This is a genomic window from Geodermatophilus sp. SYSU D00708 (assembly GCF_054050115.1).
In genome coordinates this window covers 1-21,761 of record NZ_JBJGYS010000010.1, presented here as the reverse complement: position 1 = coordinate 21,761, position 21,761 = coordinate 1, and the positions used below count along the sequence as shown (strand labels likewise).

The window sequence follows — 21,761 nt, the reverse complement described above, 5'->3', positions numbered from 1 at the left end:
CCGGCGGTTCTCCCGGGAACCGTCGCGTTCCTCGGTCATGGCGTCGCTCCGATCGGTTCGCCGTCGACCAGCAGGGCACGGCAGGCCGGGCGGGCCCGCTCGGCGAGGACGGCGGAGAGGGTCTGCGCCGTCTCCCACAGCGCCAGGTCCGCGGGCGCGCCGACGGCCAGCGGGCCCGCGGGGTGCTCGGCGCGGGCGGCGTGCCAGCCGCCGTGGGTGGCCGCGTCGAAGGCGTCGAACGGCCGCAGGCCCGAGGCCGGCGTGCGGTGGTCGACCGCCGCGTGCACCCCGCCCCACGGGTCCAGCGGGGTGACCGGCGCGTCGCTGCCGATCGCCAGCGCGACCCCGGCGTCGGACAGGTCGGCGAACGGGTTGCAGTCCCGCGCCCGCTCCGCTCCGAGCCGCTCGGCGTACATGCCCGACGGGCCGCCCCAGGCCGCGTCGAAGGCGGGCTGGACGCTGGCGACCATCCCCCAGTCGCGCATCCGCTCGATCGCCGCCGGGTCGGCCATCTCCACGTGCTCGAGCCGGTGCCGGCAGGCGCGCACGGCGGCCCGGCCCAGCTCCTCGACGACCGCGCCCACCGCGGTGAGCACCTGTGCGACCGCGGCGTCCCCGATGCAGTGGAAGCCGGCCTGCACCCCGGCGAGGGTGCAGGCGCGCACGTGGTCGACCAGCGACGCGGTGGGGAAGCGCAGCGCCCCCGCGGTGCCGGGCGCGTCGGCGTACGGCGCGCTCAGCGCGGCGGTGTGCGAGCCGAAGGCGCCGTCGCAGAACAGGTCTCCCCCGGCGCCGGCCAGGCCCAGCTCGGCGACGACGGCCAGGCCGCCGCGCTCGGCGAGCTCGCCCCAGTAGCCCAGCACCCGCGGGCCCGGGGTGTCGCCGGCCAGCGCGAGGAGCCCGGCGAGGTCGTCGGCGCCGGACACCTCGGGGCCGGCCATCTCGTGCAGGCTGCCGATGCCCAGGGCGGCCGCGGCGGCGAGCGTGGCGCGCTGTGCGGCCCGGCGCTGGCCGGCGTCCACCGCGCCGTAAGCGGCCTGCCGCGCGGCGTGGTGGGCGTCCAGCCGCAGCCGCCCGTCGGGGGCGAACCCCGGCAGCTGCGCGATCCCCGGCACCCGGTCCAGCAGCGCGGTGGAGACCGTGGCCGAGTGGACGTCGACCCGCGCCAGGTAGGCCGGCCGGTCGCCGACGACGGCGTCGAGGTCGTGCCGGGTGAGCCCGCGGCCCTCCGGCCAGGTGGTCTCGTCCCACCCGGTGCCCAGCAGGATCCCGTCCGCGGCGGTGGCCGCGTGCTCACTGACGGACGAGACGGCCGCCTGCAGGCTCACGCTCGAGTGGAGGTCGAGCCCGGAGAGCGCCAGTCCGGTCGCCGTGGCGTGCACGTGCGCGTCGACGAACGCCGGCGTGAGCAGCGCCCCCTCCCCCGGCAGCACCCGGTCGGCGGGCGCGGCGTCGGGGGCGTCGCCGAGCCAGGCGATCCGGCCGTCCTGCACGCGCACCGCCCGGCCGGGCCGGTCGCCGACGGTCACGTCGGTGACGAGCAGGCTCATGCGCTCACCCGGGGGTCGATCAGGGCCCGCACGCCCGGGGTGGACCGGTAGAGGTCCAGGGCCAGGGCGGCGTGCCCCGGCGTGTAGCCGTTCCCGATCAGCATGGTCACGTCGGCCGCCATCCCCTCCGCTCCGAGCGCCGCCCGCGCGAAGGACGTCGCCATGGAGAAGAAGACCACGGTGCCGCCGTCGGCCGTCGCGAGGACCGCCCCGTGCTCGGCGCCCGGCGCGTCGACGCAGACGACGGTGACCTCCGCCGGGGTGCCGGCGGCCGCGGCGACCGCGAGCGGGTCGGTGGCGTCGGCGACGACGACCCGGTCGGCCAGGCCGGCCGCGGAAAGCGCCGCGGCCTCGCGCTCGTCGCGCACCACGCCGGTCAGCTCGGTGGCGCCCGCGGCCCGGGCGGCGGCCAGGCTCAGGCAGCCGGACTTGCCCGCCGCTCCGAGGACGACGACCGACCGCGCGCCCGTCCGCCCGACCACCCGGGCGGTGGCCGCCGGGGCCCCGCACACGTCGAGCAGCGCGAGGGACACCGCGTCGGACAGGTCGTCGGGCAGGACGGCGGCGATCGAGCGGGCGAACAGGATCGCCGTCCCGGCGGCCGGGACCTGCTCGGAGCGCCCGTCCCAGCCGGCCAGGCCGTCGGTGATCCGCAGCGGGGTGAGGGTCAGCGAGACCAGCGTGGCCACCCGGTCCCCCACGCGCAGCCCCAGCGGGGAGGCCTCCCCCACCGCGTCGACGACGCCGAGCAGCATCCCGCCGGAGCCGGTGACCGGGTTCTGCACCTTGCCGCGGGTGGCGGCGATCTCCAGGACGGCCGCCCGGACCGCCGCGCCGTCCCCGCCGCAGGCCTCCGACAGCTGCCGGAACGACGCCGCGTCGAGGTTCAGCCGCTGCACCGCCACGCGCACCTCGTCGGGGCCGATCGCCGGGTCGGGGTCCAGGCGGTCCGCGGCCTGGGGCAGCACGCCGGGCGGCGCCAGCACCCGGTGGGCCCCGAGTGTGCGGGCCACGTCTGTCGCCATGTACACGTCCATCACCGGAGAACCTAGCGTGAACCGTGCTGCAGACCGAAGTTCTTCCCGTACAGTCCCTCGGACAGCGGAGAAAGCGAGGTACCGGCCGTGCTGGAGCAGCCGTACGAGTACACCGCCCGGGAGCTCACCGAGCCAGACTGGCGTCGCCTGCCGGGCTTCGCCGGGGTGTCCGAGGCCGAGTGGCGCAGCGCCCAGTGGCAGCGGGCGCACTGCGTGAAGAACGTCCGTCAGCTGCACGGCGTCTACGGCGACCTGCTCGACGACGCCTTCTACGCCGACGTCGAGGCCGACCAGGCCGGCCGGGCGACGATGTCGCTGCTGCTGCCGCCGCAGATGCTCAACACGATGGTCCCCGACGCGGTGCCGGACGCCGCGGCGCTGCGCGCCGACCCGGTGCGCCGTTACATGCTGCCGGTCGCCTCCGACCGGCTGGCTGGGGCCGCGGCCAGCCACCCGTACGCGGCCCGCGACTCGCTGCACGAGCACGAGATGTGGGCCGTCGAGGGGCTCACCCACCGCTATCCGACCAAGGTGCTCGCCGAGCTGCTGCCGACCTGCCCGCAGTACTGCGGCCACTGCACCCGGATGGACCTGGTGGGCAACTCCACCCCCGCCGTCGCCAAGCTGCGGTTCGCCCGCAAGCCGGTCGACCGGCACGCCGCCATGCTGGAGTACCTGCGGGCCACCCCCGGCGTCCGCGACGTCGTCGTCTCCGGCGGGGACGTGGCCAACCTGCCGTTCCGGACCCTCGAGGCGTTCGTCTCCGGCCTGCTGGAGATCGAGTCGGTGCGCGACATCCGGCTGGCGTCCAAGGCGCTGATGGGGCTGCCGCAGCACTGGCTCCAGGACGACGTCGTCGCGGGCATGACCCGGCTGGCCCGCACGGCGCGGGACCGCGGCGTGGCGCTGGCCGTGCACACCCACGTCAACGCCGCGCAGCAGGTGACGCCGCTGGTGGCCGAGGCGGCCCGGGCGATGCTCGAGGCGGGGGTGCGCGACGTGCGCAACCAGGGCGTGCTGCTGCGCGGGGTGAACGCCACCGCGCCGGCCCTGCTGGACCTGTGCTTCGCGCTGCTCGACGGGGCCGGCATCACGCCCTACTACTTCTACATGTGCGACATGGTGCCCAGCGCCGAGCACTGGCGGGTGTCGCTGGCCGAGGCGCAGATCCTGCAGCACGACATCATGGGTTACCTGCCCGGCTTCGCGACGCCGCGGATCGTCTGCGACGTCCCCTACGTCGGCAAGCGCTGGGTGCACCAGGTCGCCGAGTACGACCGCGAGCGCGGGATCAGCTACTGGACGAAGAACTACCGCACCGGCATCGAGCGGGCCGACGAGGACGCCCTCGACCGCCGCTACACCTACTACGACCCGATCGCCACGCTGCCCGAGAGCGGGCGGGCCTGGTGGCGGGCCCGCGGGGTGTGGGCGGACGGGTGGAGCGAGGCCGCCGACGTGGCCGCGGCCGCCTCCCGGGAGGCCTCGCTGACCGACTGAAGCAGGACCCCCGGGACGGGCCGGCTCCGGGTGGCCGGCGCCCGTGCCCGGCGGTAGGCAGAGCGGGTGAGCGACGGCGGGGAGTGGTGCACCCCTCGCCTGCGGCTGCGGCCGTGGACCACCCGCCGCGACGACCTGGCCCGGCTGACCGACCTGTACGGCCGCGACGAGGTCACCCGCTGGCTGGGCGGGACGCCGTCCCTCACGCCGGTCGAGCTCGTGGCGCGCTGGGCGGCGGTGTGCGCCGACGCGCGGTTCGGGGTGTGGGCGGTCGAGGTCGCCGCGTCCGGGCGGGTGGCCGGCACGGTGCTGCTCAAGCCGCTCCCCGAGGGCGTCGGCGAGGTGGAGGTGGGCTGGCACCTGCACCCGGACTGCTGGGGGCACGGGTACGCCACCGAGGCCGCGCGGGCGGTCATCGACCACGCCTTCGCCGCCGGCGTGCCGGAGGTCTACGCGGTCGTGCGGCCGGGCAACACGCCGTCCCTGGCGGTGTGCCGGCGGCTGGGCATGCAGCCGCTGGGCCGGATGCGCCGCTGGTACGACGTCGAGCTGGAGGTGTTCCGGCTGATGGCCCCGCCGGTCGTCGACTGACAGCCCCGGGAGCATCGCAGCGAGCGCCAGCGAGCGAGGAGCGGACCGGGGCGCGGAAGTCGACCATCGTGATCGTGGAGTAGGGCGGCCGGGCGCGCTCAGCGGGAGGCGCGGCGGCGGGCGAGCCGGGCCCGGAGGCGGGCCAGCGGGTGCGGGCGGTGCACCTTCGGCTTGAGGCCGCGCACGTCATGGTGGTCGAGCGCCACCGCCTCCTCCGGGGTCGGCGCGGTGCCGCCCAGGTGCGCCGGCAGCCACCAGCGGTCGTCGGGCCCGGCCGGCTGCTGGGGATAGGTCCGCTGGGCCTCGTCGACCAGCTCCTCCATGGCCGCCCGGATCCGGCGGAGCAGCTGCTGGGTCTTCTCCCCCGGCTGCGGGACCAGCGGCTCGCCGAGGACGACGGTGATCGCGACGTCCCGCCTGAGGTGGACCCCCTGCTTCTTGGTGGCGATCCGCTGGCCACCCCAGACGGCCGCCGGGATGACCGGCACGCCGGCGTCGATCGCCATGCGGGCCGCGCCGGCCTTGAGGGCCTTGACCACGAAGCTGCTGCTGATCGTCGCCTCGGGGAAGATCCCGACGACCTCGCCGTCCTTGAGCGCGCGCACGGCTGACTCGAAGGCGGCCGTGCCGGCCCGGCGGTCGACCGGGATGTGGTGCATGGCCCGCATGAGCGGCCCGGAGAGCCGGGAGGCGAAGACCGACTCCTTGGCCATGAACCGCACCAGCCGCCGCTGCGGCAGCGCGGCCAGCCCGAGGAAGGTGAAGTCCAGGTAGCTGACGTGGTTGCTGCAGACGATCGCGCCGCCGCTGGTCGGCACGTGCTGGGAGCCGCGCACGGTGAACCGGAAGCGCAGCAGCCGGAAGACGAGCAGGACCAGCCGGATGACCCACAGGTAGGCGCGATCCCGCCGGCCGGGGTGTGGCCCGGGCAGATCCGGGCGGACGACGTCACGCCAGCGGGCGGTGTCCATGGCGGGACGATAACGGGCGGTCCCGGGGGCCGCGCCGGTGCCGTGTGCCCGGCTCAGTCCTGGGTGACCTCCACGGCGGCGCGTACGACGGCGGCGAGGTCGCCGGTCTCCCGGTGCACCCGGCGCTGCAGGTCCGCCCCGGTGCCGCGGGACAGGAGGGCGGCGACGCCGGCCTCCACCCGGTCGGCGTCGCCGGCGTCGGTGAGGGCGGGCCGGACGTGGTCGACGAGGGCCCGGACGACGTCGGCGGCCGGCGCGGGGCGGCCGGTGACCGGGTGCACGAGGTCCCCGGCCAGCCCGGAGCGGCCGGCCCGCCAGGCGGCGACGCGGATCAGCTCGCTGCGGACGGCGGCCGAGGGCACCCCGGCGCGCCACTCCCGGGCGGCGGTCTCCACCAGGCCGCGGACCAGGCCGGCCAGGGTGACGGTGTCCTCGGCGCGGAGCGGGACGTCGGCGACGCGCACCTCGACCGTCGGCCACCGCTCGGACAGGCGGGCGTCGAAGTAGACCATCCCGGTGTCGACGATGGTGCCGGTCGCGACCAGCTCCTCGATCAGCCGGTGGTAGGCGCCGGCGTCGGCGAACAGCTCGGTGGGCCCCGAGGAGGGCCAGCGGTTCCAGGCCTGCGAGCGGAAGCTGGCGTGGCCGCTGTCCCGGCCCAGCCAGAACGGCGAGTTGGCGCTCATCGCGGTGAGCACGGGCAGCCAGCCGCGGATCCGGTTGAGGACGGCGACGCCCTCCTCGTCGCCGTCCACCGCGACGTGCACGTGGCAGCCGCAGCTGAGCAGCTCGACGGCGGTCAGCCCGAAGGTGTCGGTCATCGCCGCGTAGCGCCGCCCCGGCGTGGTGACCGGCTCGACGTCGACCGGGGAGCTGGCCAGGGCCGCCACGCGCGCGCCCACTCCCCGCGCCGCGGCGTCGGCCCGGCGGCGCCAGTGGCGCAGGTCGGCGGAGACGTCGGCCAGCCCGGTGCACACCCGCGTGGCGAACTCCAGCTGCTGGGCCTTGAGCTCGGGCACGAGCTGTCCCCGCGGGTCGCCGTCGTCCCCGGCGTCGGATCGGGCATCATCGCGGGGCCGCCGGTCCTCGCGGTCCCGGTCGGCCCGGTCGTGCTCGGCGACGGTCTCGCCCTCGCCCCGCCGGGCGGCGACCTCGAGCGCGGCGGGCCCCAGCGGCACGGGCCGGCCGCTGGGGTCGACGACGAGCAGCTCTTCCTCCACGCCCACGGTGCGCACCCGAACATGATCACCACCGGCGGCCGGGAGCGCGCGCCGAGAGCGACGAACCGACGGATCCATCCCCGTTATGCCCAAGACACATCCAGAGAGATGAGCACCCCTGCGGGTGCTCCACCCCGTGGGGCACTCCCCACCCGACCTCGCGCGATCGCTGCTCCGGCGCCGCAGGCGCCGGCACCCGGCGTCGGCAAGAGCCCACGAAATCGGATCGCTTTTTCGTTGGGGATAACGGTAGAGTTCGATCATGACGGGTGCTTGGCAGCCCGCGCTGCCGCAGATGCCGGCTCCTCCCCCGGCCCGCGCCTGGCGCCGGATCCGGCCGCCGGAGGGCTACGAGGTGCAGTGGCGCCGGCTGGCCGAGGCCGCGCTCGAGCTGGGCCTGGGGCCCGACCAGCTGGCGGAGGACGGGCTGGACCCGATCGCCGCGGCCCGGGGCTGGAAGCCCGCGACGGTGGCCCTCTACAGCAAGGTCGCCCGCTACGGCGGCATCGCGCTGCCCTCGGTGCCCACCCCCGAGCCCGAGCCGCCGACCCTGGAGCTGCGGCCGCTCCGCGAGATCCGCGGCGACGACCCGGAGCACCTGCGCACGGTCGCCTGGTGCGCCCTGGCCCTGCACTGGCCCGCCACCGTCGGGCAGTTCCGCGCACTGCGGCGCGACCAGGTGCACCCGACCGCACGGCGGCTGGTGGTGCGCACCGAGGACGGTGAGTGGTCGGTGCCCGGCGCGCTGACCGCCTGGCACGCGTGGGAGGCCCGCCGGTCCCGCTTCCCCGCCCTCGCCGACAGCCCGTGGGTGCTGCCCGCGCTGCGCCGCGGCCCCGGCCTGGCCTCGGCGGTGGGCGGGCAGCTGTCGACCCAGGCGCTGCAGGTGACCTTCGCCAAGCACGCCGTCCGCACCGGGCACGCCCTGCGGCTGACCGCGCCGCCGGCGCGGCGGGCCTGGGCCGAGGAGCTGGCCGCGGCGTACCTGACGCTGTCCTACGACTCCTACCGGCGGCTGGCGCTGGCCGCCGGCGCCGCCCCGGTGAGCCCCCGCGGCGCGGTCCGCGCGCTGCGCAGCGTCTCCCGGGCCGCCCGGCTGGCCGGCTGACCGGCGCTCAGATCAGCGCCAGCTGCTCCGCGGCCGGGGCCGCCGCGGCCGGCCGCGGCGGGACGGCGCCGGGCAGGCTGCCGGCCGGGAAGTCGCTGTCGGCATCCCCGGGGATCCCGCCCGGCGCGCCGTCCACTCCGCGGGCCGCTCCCCCGGCCTGCCGGTCCAGGCCGTAGCGCATCAGCAGGGGCGCCACCCGCCCGGCCAGCCAGCGCCGGTACTCCGGGTCGACCGTGGCCCCGCGCCGGTAGAGCTGCTGGTAGCGCGGCACCAGCTGGGGGTGCTCGCGGGCCAGCCAGGCGGAGAACCACTCGCGCGCCCCCGGGCGCAGGTGCAGCGGGACGACGGTGACCCCGCTGGCGCCGGCCTCGGCGATAGCCCGCAGCGCCGCGTCGAGGTCGGCCAGCCGGTCGGTCAGCCCCGGCAGCACCGGCGCGAGGAAGACCCCGCAGGACAGGCCGGCGTCGGCGATCGCCCGGATCAGCTCCAGCCGCGCCCGCGGGCTGGGCGCCCCCGGCTCCAGCGAGGCGTGCAGCGCGTCGTCCCAGATGGCCATCGACACGCCCAGGCCGATCGGCACGTCGCGGGCCGCGGCGGCCAGCTGCGGCAGGTCCCGCCGCAGCAGCGTGCCCTTCGTCAGGATGGAGAACGGCGTGCCGGAGCCGGCCAGCGCCGCGATCACCCCGGGCATGAGCCGGTAGCGCCCCTCGGCCCGCTGGTAGGGGTCGGTGTTGGTGCCCAGCGCCACGTGCTCCCGGCGCCACGAGGCGCGCCCCAGCTCGCGGCGCAGCACGTCGACCAGGTTGGTCTTCACCACCACCTGCGTGTCGAAGTCGGTCCCGGTGTCCAGCTCCAGCCACTGGTGGGTCCCGCGGGCGAAGCAGTTGTGGCTGACCACCCCGTTGGCCACGAAGTCCCCGGTGCCGGTGGTGATGTCGACCATCGGCATCTCCCGCCCGAGGTCCTCGACCGCCGTCACCCGCAGGTCCGGGCCGCCCGCGACCGCGGTGCCGACCAGGCCGGACGTGGGCAGGTCCCGGGCACCGGCGCGCCCGGCCGCGGCGCCGACCAGGTCGAGGGCGCGGCCGGGGCCCTGCAGGAAGTCCTCGGTGGTGAGCGCCGGGCGCCGCTCCCCGCCGGCGGTGACGTGCCGCCAGCCGCGGCCGGTGAGGAAGCGGTGGTCACCGCTGGCGACCAGCTCGGTCCCGTCGGCCAGCCGCACCCGGGAGGCCGGCTCCACCGTCGGCCAGTGCGCCAGGACCTCCGTGGTCACGAAGCGCCGGACGCCGTCGCGCAGCTCGGTCCCGACGATCCGATCCCCCACCCGCAGGTCGGCGATCGGGGCCTGCCGGCCGTCGGCCAGCAGGACGAGCGTGTCGCCGGCCACGCAGTACACGCACGCGTGCGTGCAGCCGCGGTAGGGGTTGATCGTCCAGCGGAACGGCATGGCCGAGGGGCCGGGCACCTGGTTGAGGGCGCTCCTGCTGCGCACCTCGTGGAAGGTCACGCCCGGGAACTCCGGCACCTGCACGCTGCGCAGCAGGCCCCGCGTCGTGGGCATCCCGGGCAGCGCGCCCACCTCCGGGGCATCCAGCCGCTGGGCGTCCCACCGCATGACCCCCATCCGAACACGCGTTCGAAGCCGTGTCCAGTGGGCGCGCGGGCCCTACAGCGGCGGGCGGTCCTCATAGAACGTGGACAGCACCACCGTCGTGCGCGTGGTCACGTTCGCCGCCAGCCGGATCTTGTGCAGCAGCACCTCCAGCGCGTCGGGCGAGGGCACCCGCACCTTGAGGATGTAGCTCTCCACCCCGGCCACCGAGTGGCAGGCCTCGATCTCGGTCAGGTGGGCCAGCCGGGAGGGCGCGTCGTCGGGCTGGGCGACGTCGATCGGCGTGATGGAGACGAACGCGGTCAGCCCCAGCCCCAGCGACCGGGCGTCGATCTTGGCGTGGTAGCCGGTGATGAGCCCGCGCTGCTCCAGCCGGCGCACCCGCTGGTGCACCGCCGAGACCGACAGCCCGACCCGTTCGGCCAGCTCGGTGTAGCTGGCCCGGCCGTCCCGGGCGAGGGCGGCCAGCAGCGCCCGGTCGACGTCGGCCGACGGGGTGGGCGGGCCGGCGGCGGGGCCGCCGCCGTCAGCCGGCGAGGGTGACGAGGTCACGCGGGCCCTCGTTGAGCGTCGTGACGCCGTCCTCGGTGCAGACGACGATGTCCTCGATGCGGGCGCCGCAGCGGCCGGCGAGGTAGATGCCCGGCTCCACCGAGAACGCCATCCCCGGCGCCAGCGGCAGGTCGTTGCCGGCGACGATGTAGGGGGCCTCGTGGGTGTCCAGGCCGATGCCGTGGCCGGTCCGGTGGATGAAGTGCTCCCCCCAGCCGGCGGCGGCGATGACGTCGCGGGCGGCGGCGTCGACCTGCTCGGCGGTCACCCCCGGGCGGACGGCGGCGGTCGCGGCGGCCTGCGCCTGCTGCAGCACCCCGTACCACTCGGCGACCTCGGCGCCCGGCGCCCGGCCGACCGCGTAGGTGCGGGTGCAGTCCGACCGGTAGCCGGTGGCGGTCTCCCCGCCGATGTCGACCACGACCAGGTCGCCGTCGGCCACCACCCGGTCGGAGAGCTCGTGGTGCGGGCTGGCGCCGTTGGGCCCCGAGCCGACGATGGTGAAGTCCACGCCGACGTGCCCCTCGGCGAGGATGGCCGCGGCGATGTCGGCACCGACCTCCGCCTCGGTGCGTCCGACCCGCAGCCACTCCCCCATCCGCGCGTGCACCCGGTCGATCGCGGCGCCGGCCGCGGCCAGCTCGGCGACCTCCGCCGGCGTCTTGACCATGCGCAGCCGGTCGACGACCGGGGCGGCCAGCTCCAGCGCCGCGCCGGGCAGCGCCCGCTGCACGCCCAGGGCGTGCTCGGCCCAGGTCCGCGCGCCGACCGCGACGCGGGCGGGGGCCGCGCCCAGCCGGGCGGTGACCGTCCGCGCCAGCAGGCCGAACGGGTCGTCGGTCTCGTCCCAGGCCAGGACCTCCAGGCCCAGGCCGCCGGCCGGGCCGGCGTCGACCATCGGCGCCTCCAGCCGGGGCACGACGAGGAAGGGCTCCTCGCGGCGGGGCACCACCAGGGCGGTGAGCCGCTCCATCGCGTGGGCGTGGTACCCGCACAGGTAGCGCAGGTCCGAGCCCGGCGTCAGCACGAGCAGGTCGATCCCGAGCTCGGCGGCGACCTCCCGCGCGGTGTGCACGCGGTCGACGGTCACCAGCGGCCCGGACGGGTTCGAGGGGGGCACGGTCGGGAGACTATCCACGAGCACCGGGAGCGTTCCTGACAGTTACCGTGCCGGGTCGTGACGACCATGCTGCTCGACGCGGCCAGCCTCTACTTCCGGGCCTTCTACGGGGTGCCGACCAGCGTGACCTCCCCGGACGGGCGCCCGGTCAACGCCGTCCGCGGGTTCCTGGACATGACCGCCCGGCTGGCCACCGCCCACGCCCCCGAGCGGCTGGTGGCCTGCTGGGACGACGACTGGCGGCCGGCCTTCCGGGTCGAGGCGCTGCCCTCCTACAAGGCGCACCGGGTGGCCGCGGACGGCGGCGAGGAGACGCCCGACGAGCTGGGCCCGCAGGTGCCGGTGCTGGTGGAGGTGCTCGCCGCGGCCGGGATCGCGCGGGTCGGGGCGCCCGGCTACGAGGCCGACGACGTCATCGGCACGCTGGCCACCCGCGCGGAGGGCCCGGTCGACGTGGTCACCGGGGACCGCGACCTGTTCCAGCTGGTGGACGACGCGCGGCAGGTGCGGGTGCTCTACACCGCGCGGGGCATCGCCGACATCGAGTGCGTCGACGAGGCGGCGGTGACCGCCAAGTACGGCATCCCCGGCCGCGCCTACGCCGACTTCGCCGTGCTGCGCGGGGACCCCAGCGACGGGCTGCCCGGCGTGGCCGGCGTTGGCGCCAAGACCGCCGCGGCGCTGATCTGCGAGTTCGGCGACCTGGCCGGGATCCGGGCGGCCGCGGCGCGCACCGTCGTCGCCAAGGCGCCGCTGACCGCCGCGGTGCTCAAGAAGCTGCACGCCGGGTCGGCCTACCTCGACGCGGCGCCGGTCGTGGTCGCCGTCGCCCGGGACATCGACCTGCCGCCGCTGCAGGACGCGCTGCCCCGGCGGCCGGCCGACCCCGCGGCGCTAGCCGGACTAGCCGAGGCGCACGGGATCGGCTCCTCGCTCAAGCGGCTGGGCGCCGCGCTGGGCTGGCCGGCCGACGTCCTCCCCTAGACCTCTTCCCAGGTGTAGGCGGCGGTGGCCTCGTCGGTGACGGCGATCCGGAGGGTGACCTCCTCGCCGTCGGAGGTGGTGCCGGTGCACTCGTAGGTGGCGCCCTCCTCCACGACCATCTCGTCGTCGCAGGTGAGGTCCAGCGCGACGCCGTTGACCTGCTCGAACTGCGCGGCGACGTCGCGCTCGACGGCCGACCGGTCCAGGACCGCGGTGCCGAGGAGCCGGGAGAGGACCACGGCCAGGACCAGCAGGGCGACCAGCGCCACCAGGCCGAGGTAGAGGCGGGCGTGCGACTTCTTCGGCGGCGCCGCCCCGTACGGCGGCTGCCCCGGCCCGTAGCCGGGCTGGCCGTAGGGCTGCTGCCCGTACGGGCCGGGCTGGCCGTACTGCGGGCCGCCGTAGCCGGGCTGGCCGTGCTGCGGAGCGCCGTATCCGGGCGGCCCGTACTGGCCCGGGGGCTGCTGACCGTAGGGAGGGGGCTGCTGACCGCCGTAGCCGCCGGGCGCGGGGGCGCCGTAGCCGCCGTACTGGCCCGGCTGCTGCCCGTACGGACCGGGCGGGCCGTAGGGCCCCGGCTGGCCGCCGCCCGGCGGGGGGTTGGTCATCGTCGCTCCTGCTCCTCCGGTCGCCGCCCCGGGACTGCGCGTTCCCGAGCGGGGGAATTGTGCACACAGCGCGTCGCCCGACGGTGGCCGCGCCGCGACCCGCGAGCCGTGGGGGGGCGGGATCCCCCTCAGCTGCCGGCGGGCTCGCCCTCAGCCACCCACGGCGACCGCGACCACGCCGCGGCGCACCCGGTCCACCGCCTTGCGGGACGTGGCGGCCACCGTCTCGTCGGCGCTCTTGGCCAGCTGGTCGAGCAGGTCGATCAGCTGCCGCGCCCAGCGCACGAAGTCCCCGCCGGAGAGCTCGGTGCCGGCCTGTTCGGCGCCGGCCAGAACGCGGTCGAGGCTCTGCCCGTCGGCCCACCGGTAGGCGGCCCAGGCGAACCCGAGGTCGAGGTCGCGACTGGCCGGCACGCCGTGGTCGAGCTCGACGTCCTGCAACCGCGACCGGATGCGGCGCATCTCCCCGATCGCCGCGGCGACCTTGCCGGCCGGGATCGCCGGCTGGCCGGGGATGTCCCGCCGCGCCTCGAACACCAGCGTGGACACCGCGGCGGCCAGCTCCGCCGGGGTCAGGCCGCGCCAGACCCCCGCCCGCAGGCACTCGGCGACCAGCAGGTCGGCCTCCGACCAGATGCGGGCCAGCCGCCTGCCGTCGTCGGTGACCACCGGGACGTCGTCGGTCGCCGGGACGGCGTCGGTGTCGGCCGGGACCAGCGGCGCCACCTCCGGCACCAGGTACCCCAGCTCCTCGAGGACGTCGCAGGTGCGGTCGAACTGCCGGGTCAGCGAGCCGGTGCGCTCGGCCATCTTCCGGTGGGTGGCCTCGGCCTCCCGGACGGCGCGCAGCCAGCGCTCGGCGGCGCGCACCCGCTCCTCCCGGTCGGGCAGCCCGTGCACCGGGTGGTTGCGCAGCGCACGGCGCAGGTCATCGAGCACCGGGTCGTCGGCGGCCGCCGAGCGCGCCTTGACCCGCCGGGCGCCGAGGTCGTTCTCCACGCGGGCATTGCGCAGGGTGGCGGCGAGGTCGCGGCGGGCGTGCGGGCTGCGGTGGTTGAAGTTCTTCGGCACCCGGACCCGGGCCAGCGCGGTCACCGGCGTCGGGAAGTCGACGGTGCCCAGCCGCCCGGCCCACTTGTCCTCGGTGAGCACCAGCGGGCGCGGCTCGGCGAGGTCGGTGATGCCGGGGTCGAGGACGACGGCCAGGCCCTGCCGCCGTCCGGACGGGACCCGGATGACGTCGCCCGGACGCAGCGCGGCCAGGGCGTCGGCGGCCTCCATCCGGCGCTTGGCCTGCGAGTCGCGGGAGAGCTCCTTCTCCCGCTCGGAGATCTGCTGCCGCAGCGCGGCGTACTCCCCCACGTCGCCGCCCTCGCTGTGCATCTCGGCGGCCCAGCGCTCGGCGTCCGTCTCGTGCCGGGCGGCCGCGCGGGCCAGCCCCACCACCGAGCGGTCGGCCTGGAACTGGGCGAAGGAGGAGGCCAGCAGCTCGCGGGCGCGGGCCCGGCCGAACGAGCCGACCAGGTTGACGGCCATGTTGTAACTGGGCCGGAACGACGAGCGCAGCGGATAGGTGCGGGTGGAGGCCAGCCCGGCCACCACCGACGGGTCCATGCCCGGGGCCCACACGACCACCGCGTGCCCCTCGACGTCGATGCCGCGGCGGCCCGCGCGCCCGGTGAGCTGGGTGTACTCCCCCGGCGTGACGTCGACGTGCGCCTCGCCGTTCCACTTGACCAGCCGCTCGAGGACGACGGTGCGCGCGGGCATGTTGATGCCCAGGGCCAGGGTCTCGGTGGCGAAGACGGCCTTGACCAGGCCGCGGACGAAGCACTCCTCGACGGTCTCCTTGAACGCCGGGACCAGGCCGGCGTGGTGGGCGGCGAGACCGGCCAGCAGGCCCTCCCGCCACTCCCAGAAGCCCAGGACGTGCAGGTCCTCCTCGGGCAGCGAGCCGGTGCGCTCGTCGATGATCGCGGCGATCTCCGAGCGCTCCCGCTCGTCGGTGAGCCGCAGCCCCGCGCGCAGGCACTGGTCGACGGCGGCGTCGCAGCCGTTGCGGCTGAACACGAACGTGATCGCCGGCAGCAGGCCGGCGCGGTCCAGCCGCTCGATGACGTCCGGGCGGGCCGGTGGCCGGTAGCGCGGCTTGTGCCAGTCGCGGTCCCGGCGGGAGCCCCCGTTCCCGCCGCCCCAGCTGTCCAGCCGCCGCTCGTGCTCGCGCACGTAGCGCACCAGTTCGGGGTCGACGACGCTGGCGCCGCGCTCCCGGGTGGACAGCCCGCGCGGGGTCTCGCCCTGCTCGGCGGCGTGCGCGGCCGGGCGCAGGCTGAACAGGTCGAACACCCGGTTGCCGACCAGCATGTGCTGCCACAGCGGGATCGGCCGGACCTCGCTGACCACGACCTTCGTGTGGCCGCGGACGGTGACCAGCCAGTCGGCGAACTCCTCGGCGTTGCTCACCGTGGCCGACAGCGACACCAGGGTCACCGACTGCGGGAGGTGGATGATCACCTCCTCCCAGACCGCGCCGCGGAAGCGGTCGGCCAGGTAGTGCACCTCGTCCATGACGACGTAGCCGAGGCCGTCGATCGCCGGGGACTCCGCGTAGAGCATGTTGCGCAGCACCTCGGTGGTCATCACGACCACGGGGGCGTCGCCGTTGATGGCGTTGTCGCCGGTGAGCAGGCCGACCTTCGCCTCGCCGTAGCGCTCGACCAGGTCGTTGTACTTCTGGTTGGACAGCGCCTTGATCGGCGTCGTGTAGAACGCCTTGCGCCCCTCGGCCAGCGCCTTGTGGACGGCGAACTCGCCGACGACGGTCTTGCCCGCCCCGGTCGGCGCGCAGACCAGCACCCCCGCACCCTCGTCGAGGGCCTCGCAGGCCTCCACCTGGAACGGGTCGAGGGAGAACCCCAGGTCGGCGGTGAAGTCGGCCAGCGTGGGGTGGGCGCTGCGCCGCCGGGCAGCCGCGTACCGCTCAGCGGGGCTGGACATGACTCCACGTTAGGCCGAGGGCACGACCTCGGCTCGGTCGGTCCCGACGACGGTCAGCGCACCCGGCACGCAGGTGCTCACCGCGGGCAGCGGGGCGACCGGCTCGCCGTCGGCGTAGGTGGTCAGCCCCTCCCCCGCCAGCTCCACCCGGGCGGCCCGGTGCACGCTGACGGCCGGGTGCTCGACGTGGGTGCCGGCGGTCAGCCGCGGCCGGGTGGCCACCAGCTGGCGCCGGCTGACCGGGCCGACGACGGTGACGTCGAAGGCCCCGTCGGCGGGGTCGGCGCCCGGGCACACCCGCATGCCCCCGCCGTACCAGGGCGTGTTGCCGACGGCGACCAGCGTGACCGGCAGGGTGCGCGCGGCGCCGTCGAGGACGACGGTCAGCTCGCGGGGGCGCAGCCGGGCCAGCTCGGCCAGGATCGCCACGTCGTAGCGGCGCGGCCCGCGCGGCCACCGCAACCGCTCGGCCCGGGCGGTCACCGCCGAGTCGAAGCCGCAGCACAGCACGGTGGCCCACCACCGGCCGCCGGTGCGCCCGGCGTCGAGGGCGCGCACCCGCCCGCCGCGCAGGTCCTCGGCGGCGGCCCGCGCCGCGGCGACCGGGTCGCGCGGCGTGCCGAGGGCCAGCGCGAGGTCGTTGCCCGTCCCCGCCGGGACGACGGCCAGCGGGGTCGGCGTGCCCGCCACCGCCTGCAGGGCCGCGTGCGCCGCGCCGTCCCCGCCGACGGCCACCACCGCCGCCGTGCCCGCGGCGACCGCGGCGGCGGCCTGCTGCTCGGCGGCCGCGCGGGTGGTGGCCGGCAGCACCGCCGGGGACAGCCCGCCTGCGCGCAGCGCGTCGAGCACGGCGGCGGTGGCCACGCGGGCGCGGCCCCGCCCGGCCGCCGGGCTCACCAGGACGGCGACGTCTGGGGTGGCATCACCGGCCCCCTTGCAGGGCCCCGCCGCGGCCCCGTCCGGAGGCTCGCCCCGAGCGTGCGAGGGACGGGGTCCTTCCCCGGTGGGGGGCAAGGGCCCCTTCTCAGCCGCGGGAGCGGGCGCCCGGACCGTCGACCGGCGCGTTGGCGTCGTCGGCGCGCTGCAGGTCGTCGAACGGCGTGGGCGCGGCGTCGAGCCGCGACGGGCTCGCGTCCAGCGGGGAGGCCTCGTCGTCGCCGAGGTCGTGGAAGTGCTCGGCCGCCGCCCGCTTGGCCCGCCGCCGGTCGACGAAGCGGGCGATCTGGATCGCCGCCTCGAACAGCACGATCATCGGCCCGGCCATCAGGAGCATGGTGAACGGGTCCTGGGTGGGCGTGACGAACGCGGCGAACACGATGGTGAGGAAGAAGATCCACCGCCGGCTCTTGCGCAGCACCTCGTAGGACAGGACGCCGACCAGGTTGAGCGCGACGGCGACCAGCGGCACCTCGAAGCTGACCCCGAAGGCGACCAGCAGGGAGAGCACGAAGCCGATGTAGTCCTGCGCGGTCAGCGCCACCACCACGCCGTCGCCGGCCAGGCTCAGCAGCAGCTCCAATCCCGCGGACAGCGAGACGTAGGCCAGCACCGCGCCGAGGGCGAACAGCGTCGTCGACACCGCGACGAAGGTGATCCCGTACCGCTTCTCGTTGCGCCTGAGGCCCGGGGTGATGAACGCCCACAGCTGGTAGAGCCACACCGGCGCCGACAGCACCGCGCCGGCCAGCAGGCTGACCTTGAGCCGGATGAAGACCCCGCCGAAGACGTCGGTGATCAGCAGCCCGCAGGCGTCGTCGGCACCCTGCCCGAAGCGCAGGTTGCCGGGCAGCCCGCAGTACGGCGCGCGGATGAAGTCCCCCAGGCCGTGCCCGTACCACCAGAAGGCGAACGCGGACGCCAGCAGCAGCGCCAGCAGCGCCTTGGCGATCCGGTTGCGCAGCTCGGTGAGGTGCGCGATGAGCGACATGGTCGCCTCGGGGTCCCGCGTGCGGCGACGGCGTCGCCGCACGCGGGGACGGTGCAGCCCCTGCTCGCTCATCGTGGTGCCGGAGGGGTCAGCGGGAGGTGTCGCTCTGCTGCGCGGCGCGGGCCCGCAGCTCGGCGGCCCGGGCCTCGGCGGCCCGCGCCTCGGCCTCGAGGGCGGTGGCGTCGGGGCCGGCCGGCGGCAGCACCTCGCCGCGCACCGGGGTGGTGCGGGCGGCGTCCTTGGTGCGGACGTCGTCGTCCTTCATGCCCTTCATCTCGCCCTTGAAGATGCGCAGCGAGCGGCCCAGCGAGCGCGAGGCGTCCGGCAGCTTCTTGTAGCCGAAGAGCAGCAGGATGGCCAGGATGATCAGGCCGATCTCCAGGGGGCCGAGTCCGGCCATGTCGTCCTCCAGGTTCACAGGTGGCAGGCACGATGCTACGTGCGGATCCGGCCTCCGCCTCCCCCGCAACCGGGGGGTCGCCGGGAATTCAGCCGCGGCCGGCGACGTCCCCGGCGCGCGCCGCGGTGGCCTGCACCTCGGTGAGCACCGGCTGTAGCTCGGCCTGGAGGGCGGCGACCTCGCGGCCGAACCGCCGCAGCGCCCCGAGGAGGCCGTACGCGAGGATCCCGAGGACGACGACGGCCAGCACGGCGGCGGCGATCCAGACGACGAGCAGCACGCGGCGACCCTATCCGCCGTCGCCGGGAGCCGGCTGTGCGTCGGCTGCGTACCGGCCGAGCGCGGCGCGGGCGTCGGCGGCGACCTGCGCGGCCAGCTCGGCGGGCTCGTCGACGGTCGCCGCGCCGCCGAGGCTGGCCACCAGCCGCCGGGCCCAGGCGACGTCCGCCGTCCGGACGGCGACCACCAGCCCGCCCGGCGGGTCGTCGACCTCCCGCACGTCCTCGACCGGGTAGTACTCGGCCACCCAGCGGGCGTTGCGGGCCAGCCGCAGACGGACCACCGGCGACCCGGGCTCGGGCTGGTACAGGCCGGCGTCGACGTCGCGCAGGTGCACGTCCGGCGGCGGCGCGGCGGGCTCGTCGAGGATCTCGACGTCGTCGATGCGGTCCAGGCGGAACAGCCGGACGCCCGCGACCTCCCGCGACCACGCCTCCAGGTACCAGCGGCCGTCGACCAGCAGCAGCCGCAGCGGGTCGACGACGCGCTCGGTCCGCTCGTCGCGGGTGGGCACGTAGTAGTGCAGGTGCAGCGCCCGCTTGCGCTCCAGCCCCTCCCGGACGACGGCGAGCGCCTGCTCGCGGGCGTCGACCGACAGCGCCACCGGGGTGACCCGCTCACCGGCGTGTCCGGCGGCCGCCGACACCTTGGCCAGCGCCCGGCTGACCGCCTCCTGCTCGGCCAGGCCGGGCAGCTCCAGCAGCGTCCGCAGCGCCACGACGAGGGCGACCGCCTCGTCGGTGGTCAGCCGCAGCGGCCGGACCATGCCCGCGGTGAAGGTGACCCGCACCCGGTCGCCCTCGAAGGCCAGGTCGATGAGGTCGCCGGGGCCGTAGCCGGGCAGGCCGCACATCCACAGCAGCTCCAGGTCGCGGCGCAGCTGCCGCTCCGGGACGCCGAAGTCGCGGGCCACCTCGGCCAGCGGCACGCCCTCGGGCCGGGCGGTGAGGTACGGGACGAGGGACAGCAGCCGGGTCATCCGCTCCGTCGTCGTCGGCGCGCTGGTCATGCCACCGTCCTCATGCCATCGCCCTCATGCCATCGCCGCCAGCCGGGTCAGCCGCTCGACGACGGCCCGCCGCACCTCGGCGGGCGCCTCCACCACCACGTCGGCGCCGTAGGCGGCGAGCTCGCCGGCCAGCCGCATCGGCTCGGTGGTGCTCAGCTGCAGCCGGTCCCAGTCCTCGCCGCCGCCGCCCTCCGCCGGCCCGAGCGGCACCGCGTGCCGGCGCAGCCCGATCGCCGCGCCGGGCCGCGCCCGCACCACCACCAGCTGCTCCTCCCCGCCGAACTGCCCGGCCACCATCGCCGCCAGGTCGACGTCCTCCGGCGGCTCGAAGGCGCCGGCCGGGCCGACCGCCCGCGGCGTGCCCACCACCCGGGAGAGCCGGAACACCCGCGGCGCCCGCCGGTCGAGGTCGAGCCCGCCGAGGTACCAGCGGCCGTGCCAGGCCACCACGCCCCACGGCTGCACGTGCCGGCGGGTCGGGGCGTCCTCGTCGGGCCGGCGGTAGTCGAACTCCAGCGCCCGCCGGTCGCGGGCGGCGGCGTAGCAGGGCTCGAAGGCCGGCTCGTCGGAGTCCAGCCGCGGCCGCAGCGGCAGGGCCCGGCCGGTGTCGACGTCCACCCCGGCGGCCTTGAGCTTGACCAGCGCGCTCTGCGCCGCACCCGCCAGCTGCGCGGACTCCCACAGCCGCAGCGCCAGGCCGACCGCGGCGGCCTCCTCGCCGGTGAGGGTGATCTCGGGCAGCTCGTAGTCGGCGCGGGCGATGCGGTAGCCGTCCTCGGTGTCGAAGACGCTGGTGCGGCCGGTCTCCAGCGGCACGCCCATCTCGCGCAGCTCGGCCTTGTCCCGCTCGAACATCCGCTTGAACGCCTCGTCGGCGCGGGCGGTGCCGTCGTCGGGCTCGTAGCCGGGCACGGTGGCCCGGATCCGCGCCGCGGTCACGTACTGCCTGGTCCCGAGCAGGGCGATGACCAGGTTGACCAGCCGCTCCGCCCGCTTCGCCGCCACGCGCCCAGGCTAGTCATGGTCCGCCGGGGCGGGAGGGCGGGCGGAGTGCACCGCGGCCGGACGGGCTCGACCAGCACGGCGACCTGCGAGCGGGCTGACTAGCCTGCCCGCGTGGGGGAAGCGACTTCGACGCAGCAGCGGATCCGGTGGCGACGCGGCACGGTGACCGCGCTGGGGCGGTCCTGGCGGGACGCCCAGGAGCTCACCGTGCAGGTCCCGGAGGACGGTGAGGTGCGGGCGCTGGCACACCCGTCGCTGGTCGGCGTGCCCGAGGTCGGGGACGCGGTACTGCTCAACACCACCGCCTGGGCGCAGCGCCTCGGCACCGGCGGGTACGCCCTGGTCGTCGCCGTCCCCGACCGGCTGCCGCCGGACCCGGCCGGCCCCGGGCACCTGGTCAAGGCCCGGTACACGCCGATGCAGGTGACCGTGCAGGGCGTCGACGAGCAGGAGACCGGGTCCCACGAGACCATCGCCGAGGCCGAGGACCTCGGGGGCATGCCCGTGGTCGTCGCGGACCTGCACTCGGCGTTGCCCGCGGTGCTGATCGGCGTCCTGGCCACCGACCCGGACCTGAAGGTCGCCTACGTCATGACCGACGGCGGGGCGCTGGTCGCCGGGTTCTCCCGCACGCTCTCGGCGCTGACGCCGTCACTGGCCGGGACGGTCACCGTGGGCCAGGCCTTCGGCGGGGACGTCGAGGCGGTCACCCTGCACACCGGGCTGCTCGCGGCCAGGCACGTGCTCGGCGCCGACGTGGCGATCGTGACGCAGGGCCCGGGCAACCTCGGCACCGGGACCCCCTGGGGCTTCTCCGGGGTGGCCGCCGGCGAGGCGTGCAACGCGGTGTCCGTGCTCGGGGGCACGGCGGTCGGCGCGCTGCGCATCTCCGACGCCGACCTGCGGCCGCGGCACCGCGGCGTCTCCCACCACTCGCTGACCGCGTTCGGGCGGGTGGCCCTGGCCGGGGTGACCCTGGTGGCGCCGCGCGGGCTCGGGTCGGAGCTGGGCGGGCAGGTCGAGGAGGACCTCGCCGGCCAGCCCGAGCGCAACCCGGTCGTGTGGATGGACGTCGACGGGCTGGAGGAGGCGCTCGGCCTCTCCCCGGTGCCGCTGTCGACCATGGGCCGCGGCTGGCCCGAGGAGCGCGCCTACTTCCTCGCCGCGGCCGCCGCCGGCCGCTACGCCGCGCTGCAGGTGCCGGTGGACGAGTGAGCGGCGGGGGGGGGGGGGGGGGGGGGGGGGCGGCGGGGGGCCGGGCGCGCCCCCCCCACAGACTCCACCTCATAAT

At 76.5% G+C, this 21,761-nt stretch carries 20 protein-coding genes; 5 read left to right on the top strand and 15 right to left on the bottom strand.

The annotated features are described in order from the left end of the window. Window positions 1-35 precede the first annotated feature (35 nt). Both ACI79D_RS10480 and kdd read right to left on the bottom strand, forming a co-directional pair. The gene (locus ACI79D_RS10480; RefSeq protein ID WP_456918331.1) at window positions 36-1,550 is read right to left on the bottom strand and encodes an amidohydrolase; all 1,515 of its coding nucleotides are present in this window, start codon (window positions 1,548-1,550) and stop codon (window positions 36-38) included. Further along, the gene (gene kdd, locus ACI79D_RS10475; RefSeq protein WP_456918330.1) at window positions 1,547-2,575 is read right to left on the bottom strand and encodes an L-erythro-3,5-diaminohexanoate dehydrogenase; all 1,029 of its coding nucleotides are present in this window, start codon (window positions 2,573-2,575) and stop codon (window positions 1,547-1,549) included. Before kdd ends, ACI79D_RS10480 begins: the two co-directional genes overlap by 4 nt. Before the next feature lie 99 nt (window positions 2,576-2,674). Here kdd and ACI79D_RS10470 point away from each other — a divergent pair, with 99 nt between their 5' ends. Beyond that, on the top strand, window positions 2,675-4,087 hold the full coding sequence (locus tag ACI79D_RS10470; protein WP_456918329.1) for a KamA family radical SAM protein: 1,413 nt from the start codon (window positions 2,675-2,677) through the stop codon (window positions 4,085-4,087). A 66-nt stretch (window positions 4,088-4,153) separates the two neighbouring features. Next, the gene (locus tag ACI79D_RS10465; protein WP_456918328.1) at window positions 4,154-4,678 is read left to right on the top strand and encodes a GNAT family N-acetyltransferase; all 525 of its coding nucleotides are present in this window, start codon (window positions 4,154-4,156) and stop codon (window positions 4,676-4,678) included. Window positions 4,679-4,776: 98 nt separating this feature from the next. Here the strand turns inward: ACI79D_RS10465 and ACI79D_RS10460 are convergent, their stop codons facing one another. Next, window positions 4,777-5,649 carry a lysophospholipid acyltransferase family protein gene (locus tag ACI79D_RS10460; RefSeq protein ID WP_456918327.1) on the bottom strand — a complete coding sequence of 291 codons (873 nt, stop codon included), beginning with the start codon at window positions 5,647-5,649 and terminating at the stop codon, window positions 4,777-4,779. A gap of 53 nt (window positions 5,650-5,702) precedes the next feature. After that, on the bottom strand, window positions 5,703-6,884 hold the full coding sequence (locus ACI79D_RS10455) for a glutamate--cysteine ligase (protein ID WP_456918325.1): 1,182 nt from the start codon (window positions 6,882-6,884) through the stop codon (window positions 5,703-5,705). A 247-nt stretch (window positions 6,885-7,131) separates the two neighbouring features. Between ACI79D_RS10455 and ACI79D_RS10450 the strand changes: the two genes are divergently transcribed. Next, window positions 7,132-7,977 (top strand): hypothetical protein, encoded by an 846-nt coding sequence (locus ACI79D_RS10450; RefSeq protein WP_456918323.1) that lies wholly within the window; start codon window positions 7,132-7,134, stop codon window positions 7,975-7,977. Window positions 7,978-7,984: 7 nt separating this feature from the next. Here the strand turns inward: ACI79D_RS10450 and ACI79D_RS10445 are convergent, their stop codons facing one another. From ACI79D_RS10445 to ACI79D_RS10435, 3 genes are read right to left on the bottom strand one after another with little or no spacing between them, the layout of a single operon-like run. After that, window positions 7,985-9,592, bottom strand: coding sequence for an Rv2578c family radical SAM protein (locus ACI79D_RS10445; RefSeq protein WP_456918322.1), 1,608 nt, complete (start codon window positions 9,590-9,592; stop codon window positions 7,985-7,987). Between the two features lie 51 nt (window positions 9,593-9,643). Then, on the bottom strand, window positions 9,644-10,141 hold the full coding sequence (locus ACI79D_RS10440; RefSeq protein ID WP_456918321.1) for an Lrp/AsnC family transcriptional regulator: 498 nt from the start codon (window positions 10,139-10,141) through the stop codon (window positions 9,644-9,646). Continuing rightward, the gene (locus ACI79D_RS10435) at window positions 10,116-11,261 is read right to left on the bottom strand and encodes a M24 family metallopeptidase (protein WP_456918320.1); all 1,146 of its coding nucleotides are present in this window, start codon (window positions 11,259-11,261) and stop codon (window positions 10,116-10,118) included. Before ACI79D_RS10435 ends, ACI79D_RS10440 begins: the two co-directional genes overlap by 26 nt. A 66-nt stretch (window positions 11,262-11,327) precedes the next feature. Between ACI79D_RS10435 and ACI79D_RS10430 the strand changes: the two genes are divergently transcribed. Beyond that, window positions 11,328-12,245, top strand: coding sequence for a 5'-3' exonuclease (locus tag ACI79D_RS10430; protein ID WP_456918463.1), 918 nt, complete (start codon window positions 11,328-11,330; stop codon window positions 12,243-12,245). Here ACI79D_RS10430 and ACI79D_RS10425 read toward each other — a convergent pair. From ACI79D_RS10425 to ACI79D_RS10390, 8 genes are all read right to left on the bottom strand, one after another. After that, a complete protein-coding gene (locus ACI79D_RS10425; protein WP_456918319.1) occupies window positions 12,242-12,853 on the bottom strand; it encodes a DUF4333 domain-containing protein in 612 nt (203 codons plus the stop codon). The two genes, ACI79D_RS10430 and ACI79D_RS10425, sit on opposite strands and share 4 nt — an antisense overlap. Before the next feature lie 150 nt (window positions 12,854-13,003). Continuing rightward, window positions 13,004-15,850: a DEAD/DEAH box helicase gene (locus tag ACI79D_RS10420; RefSeq protein WP_456918318.1), complete on the bottom strand. Its 2,847-nt coding sequence runs from the start codon at window positions 15,848-15,850 to the stop codon at window positions 13,004-13,006. Window positions 15,851-15,859: 9 nt separating this feature from the next. Then, entirely contained in the window at window positions 15,860-16,747 is an 888-nt protein-coding gene (locus ACI79D_RS10415) for a diacylglycerol/lipid kinase family protein (RefSeq protein WP_456918317.1), read from the bottom strand. Window positions 16,748-16,874: 127 nt separating this feature from the next. Then, window positions 16,875-17,819 (bottom strand): twin-arginine translocase subunit TatC, encoded by a 945-nt coding sequence (gene tatC / locus ACI79D_RS10410; RefSeq protein ID WP_456918316.1) that lies wholly within the window; start codon window positions 17,817-17,819, stop codon window positions 16,875-16,877. A 46-nt stretch (window positions 17,820-17,865) separates the two neighbouring features. Then, a complete protein-coding gene (tatA, locus tag ACI79D_RS10405) occupies window positions 17,866-18,177 on the bottom strand; it encodes a Sec-independent protein translocase subunit TatA (RefSeq protein WP_456907174.1) in 312 nt (103 codons plus the stop codon). An 88-nt stretch (window positions 18,178-18,265) separates the two neighbouring features. Next, the gene (locus ACI79D_RS10400; protein WP_456918315.1) at window positions 18,266-18,457 is read right to left on the bottom strand and encodes a hypothetical protein; all 192 of its coding nucleotides are present in this window, start codon (window positions 18,455-18,457) and stop codon (window positions 18,266-18,268) included. 9 nt (window positions 18,458-18,466) lie between these two features. Then, the gene (locus ACI79D_RS10395) at window positions 18,467-19,465 is read right to left on the bottom strand and encodes a helix-turn-helix transcriptional regulator (protein WP_456918314.1); all 999 of its coding nucleotides are present in this window, start codon (window positions 19,463-19,465) and stop codon (window positions 18,467-18,469) included. A gap of 24 nt (window positions 19,466-19,489) precedes the next feature. Beyond that, entirely contained in the window at window positions 19,490-20,470 is a 981-nt protein-coding gene (locus tag ACI79D_RS10390) for a helix-turn-helix transcriptional regulator (RefSeq protein WP_456918313.1), read from the bottom strand. A gap of 111 nt (window positions 20,471-20,581) precedes the next feature. On the opposite strand from ACI79D_RS10390, the gene ACI79D_RS10385 reads away from it, so the two are divergent. Continuing rightward, window positions 20,582-21,685 (top strand): DUF3866 family protein, encoded by a 1,104-nt coding sequence (locus ACI79D_RS10385; protein WP_456918311.1) that lies wholly within the window; start codon window positions 20,582-20,584, stop codon window positions 21,683-21,685. Window positions 21,686-21,761: the final 76 nt, after the last annotated feature.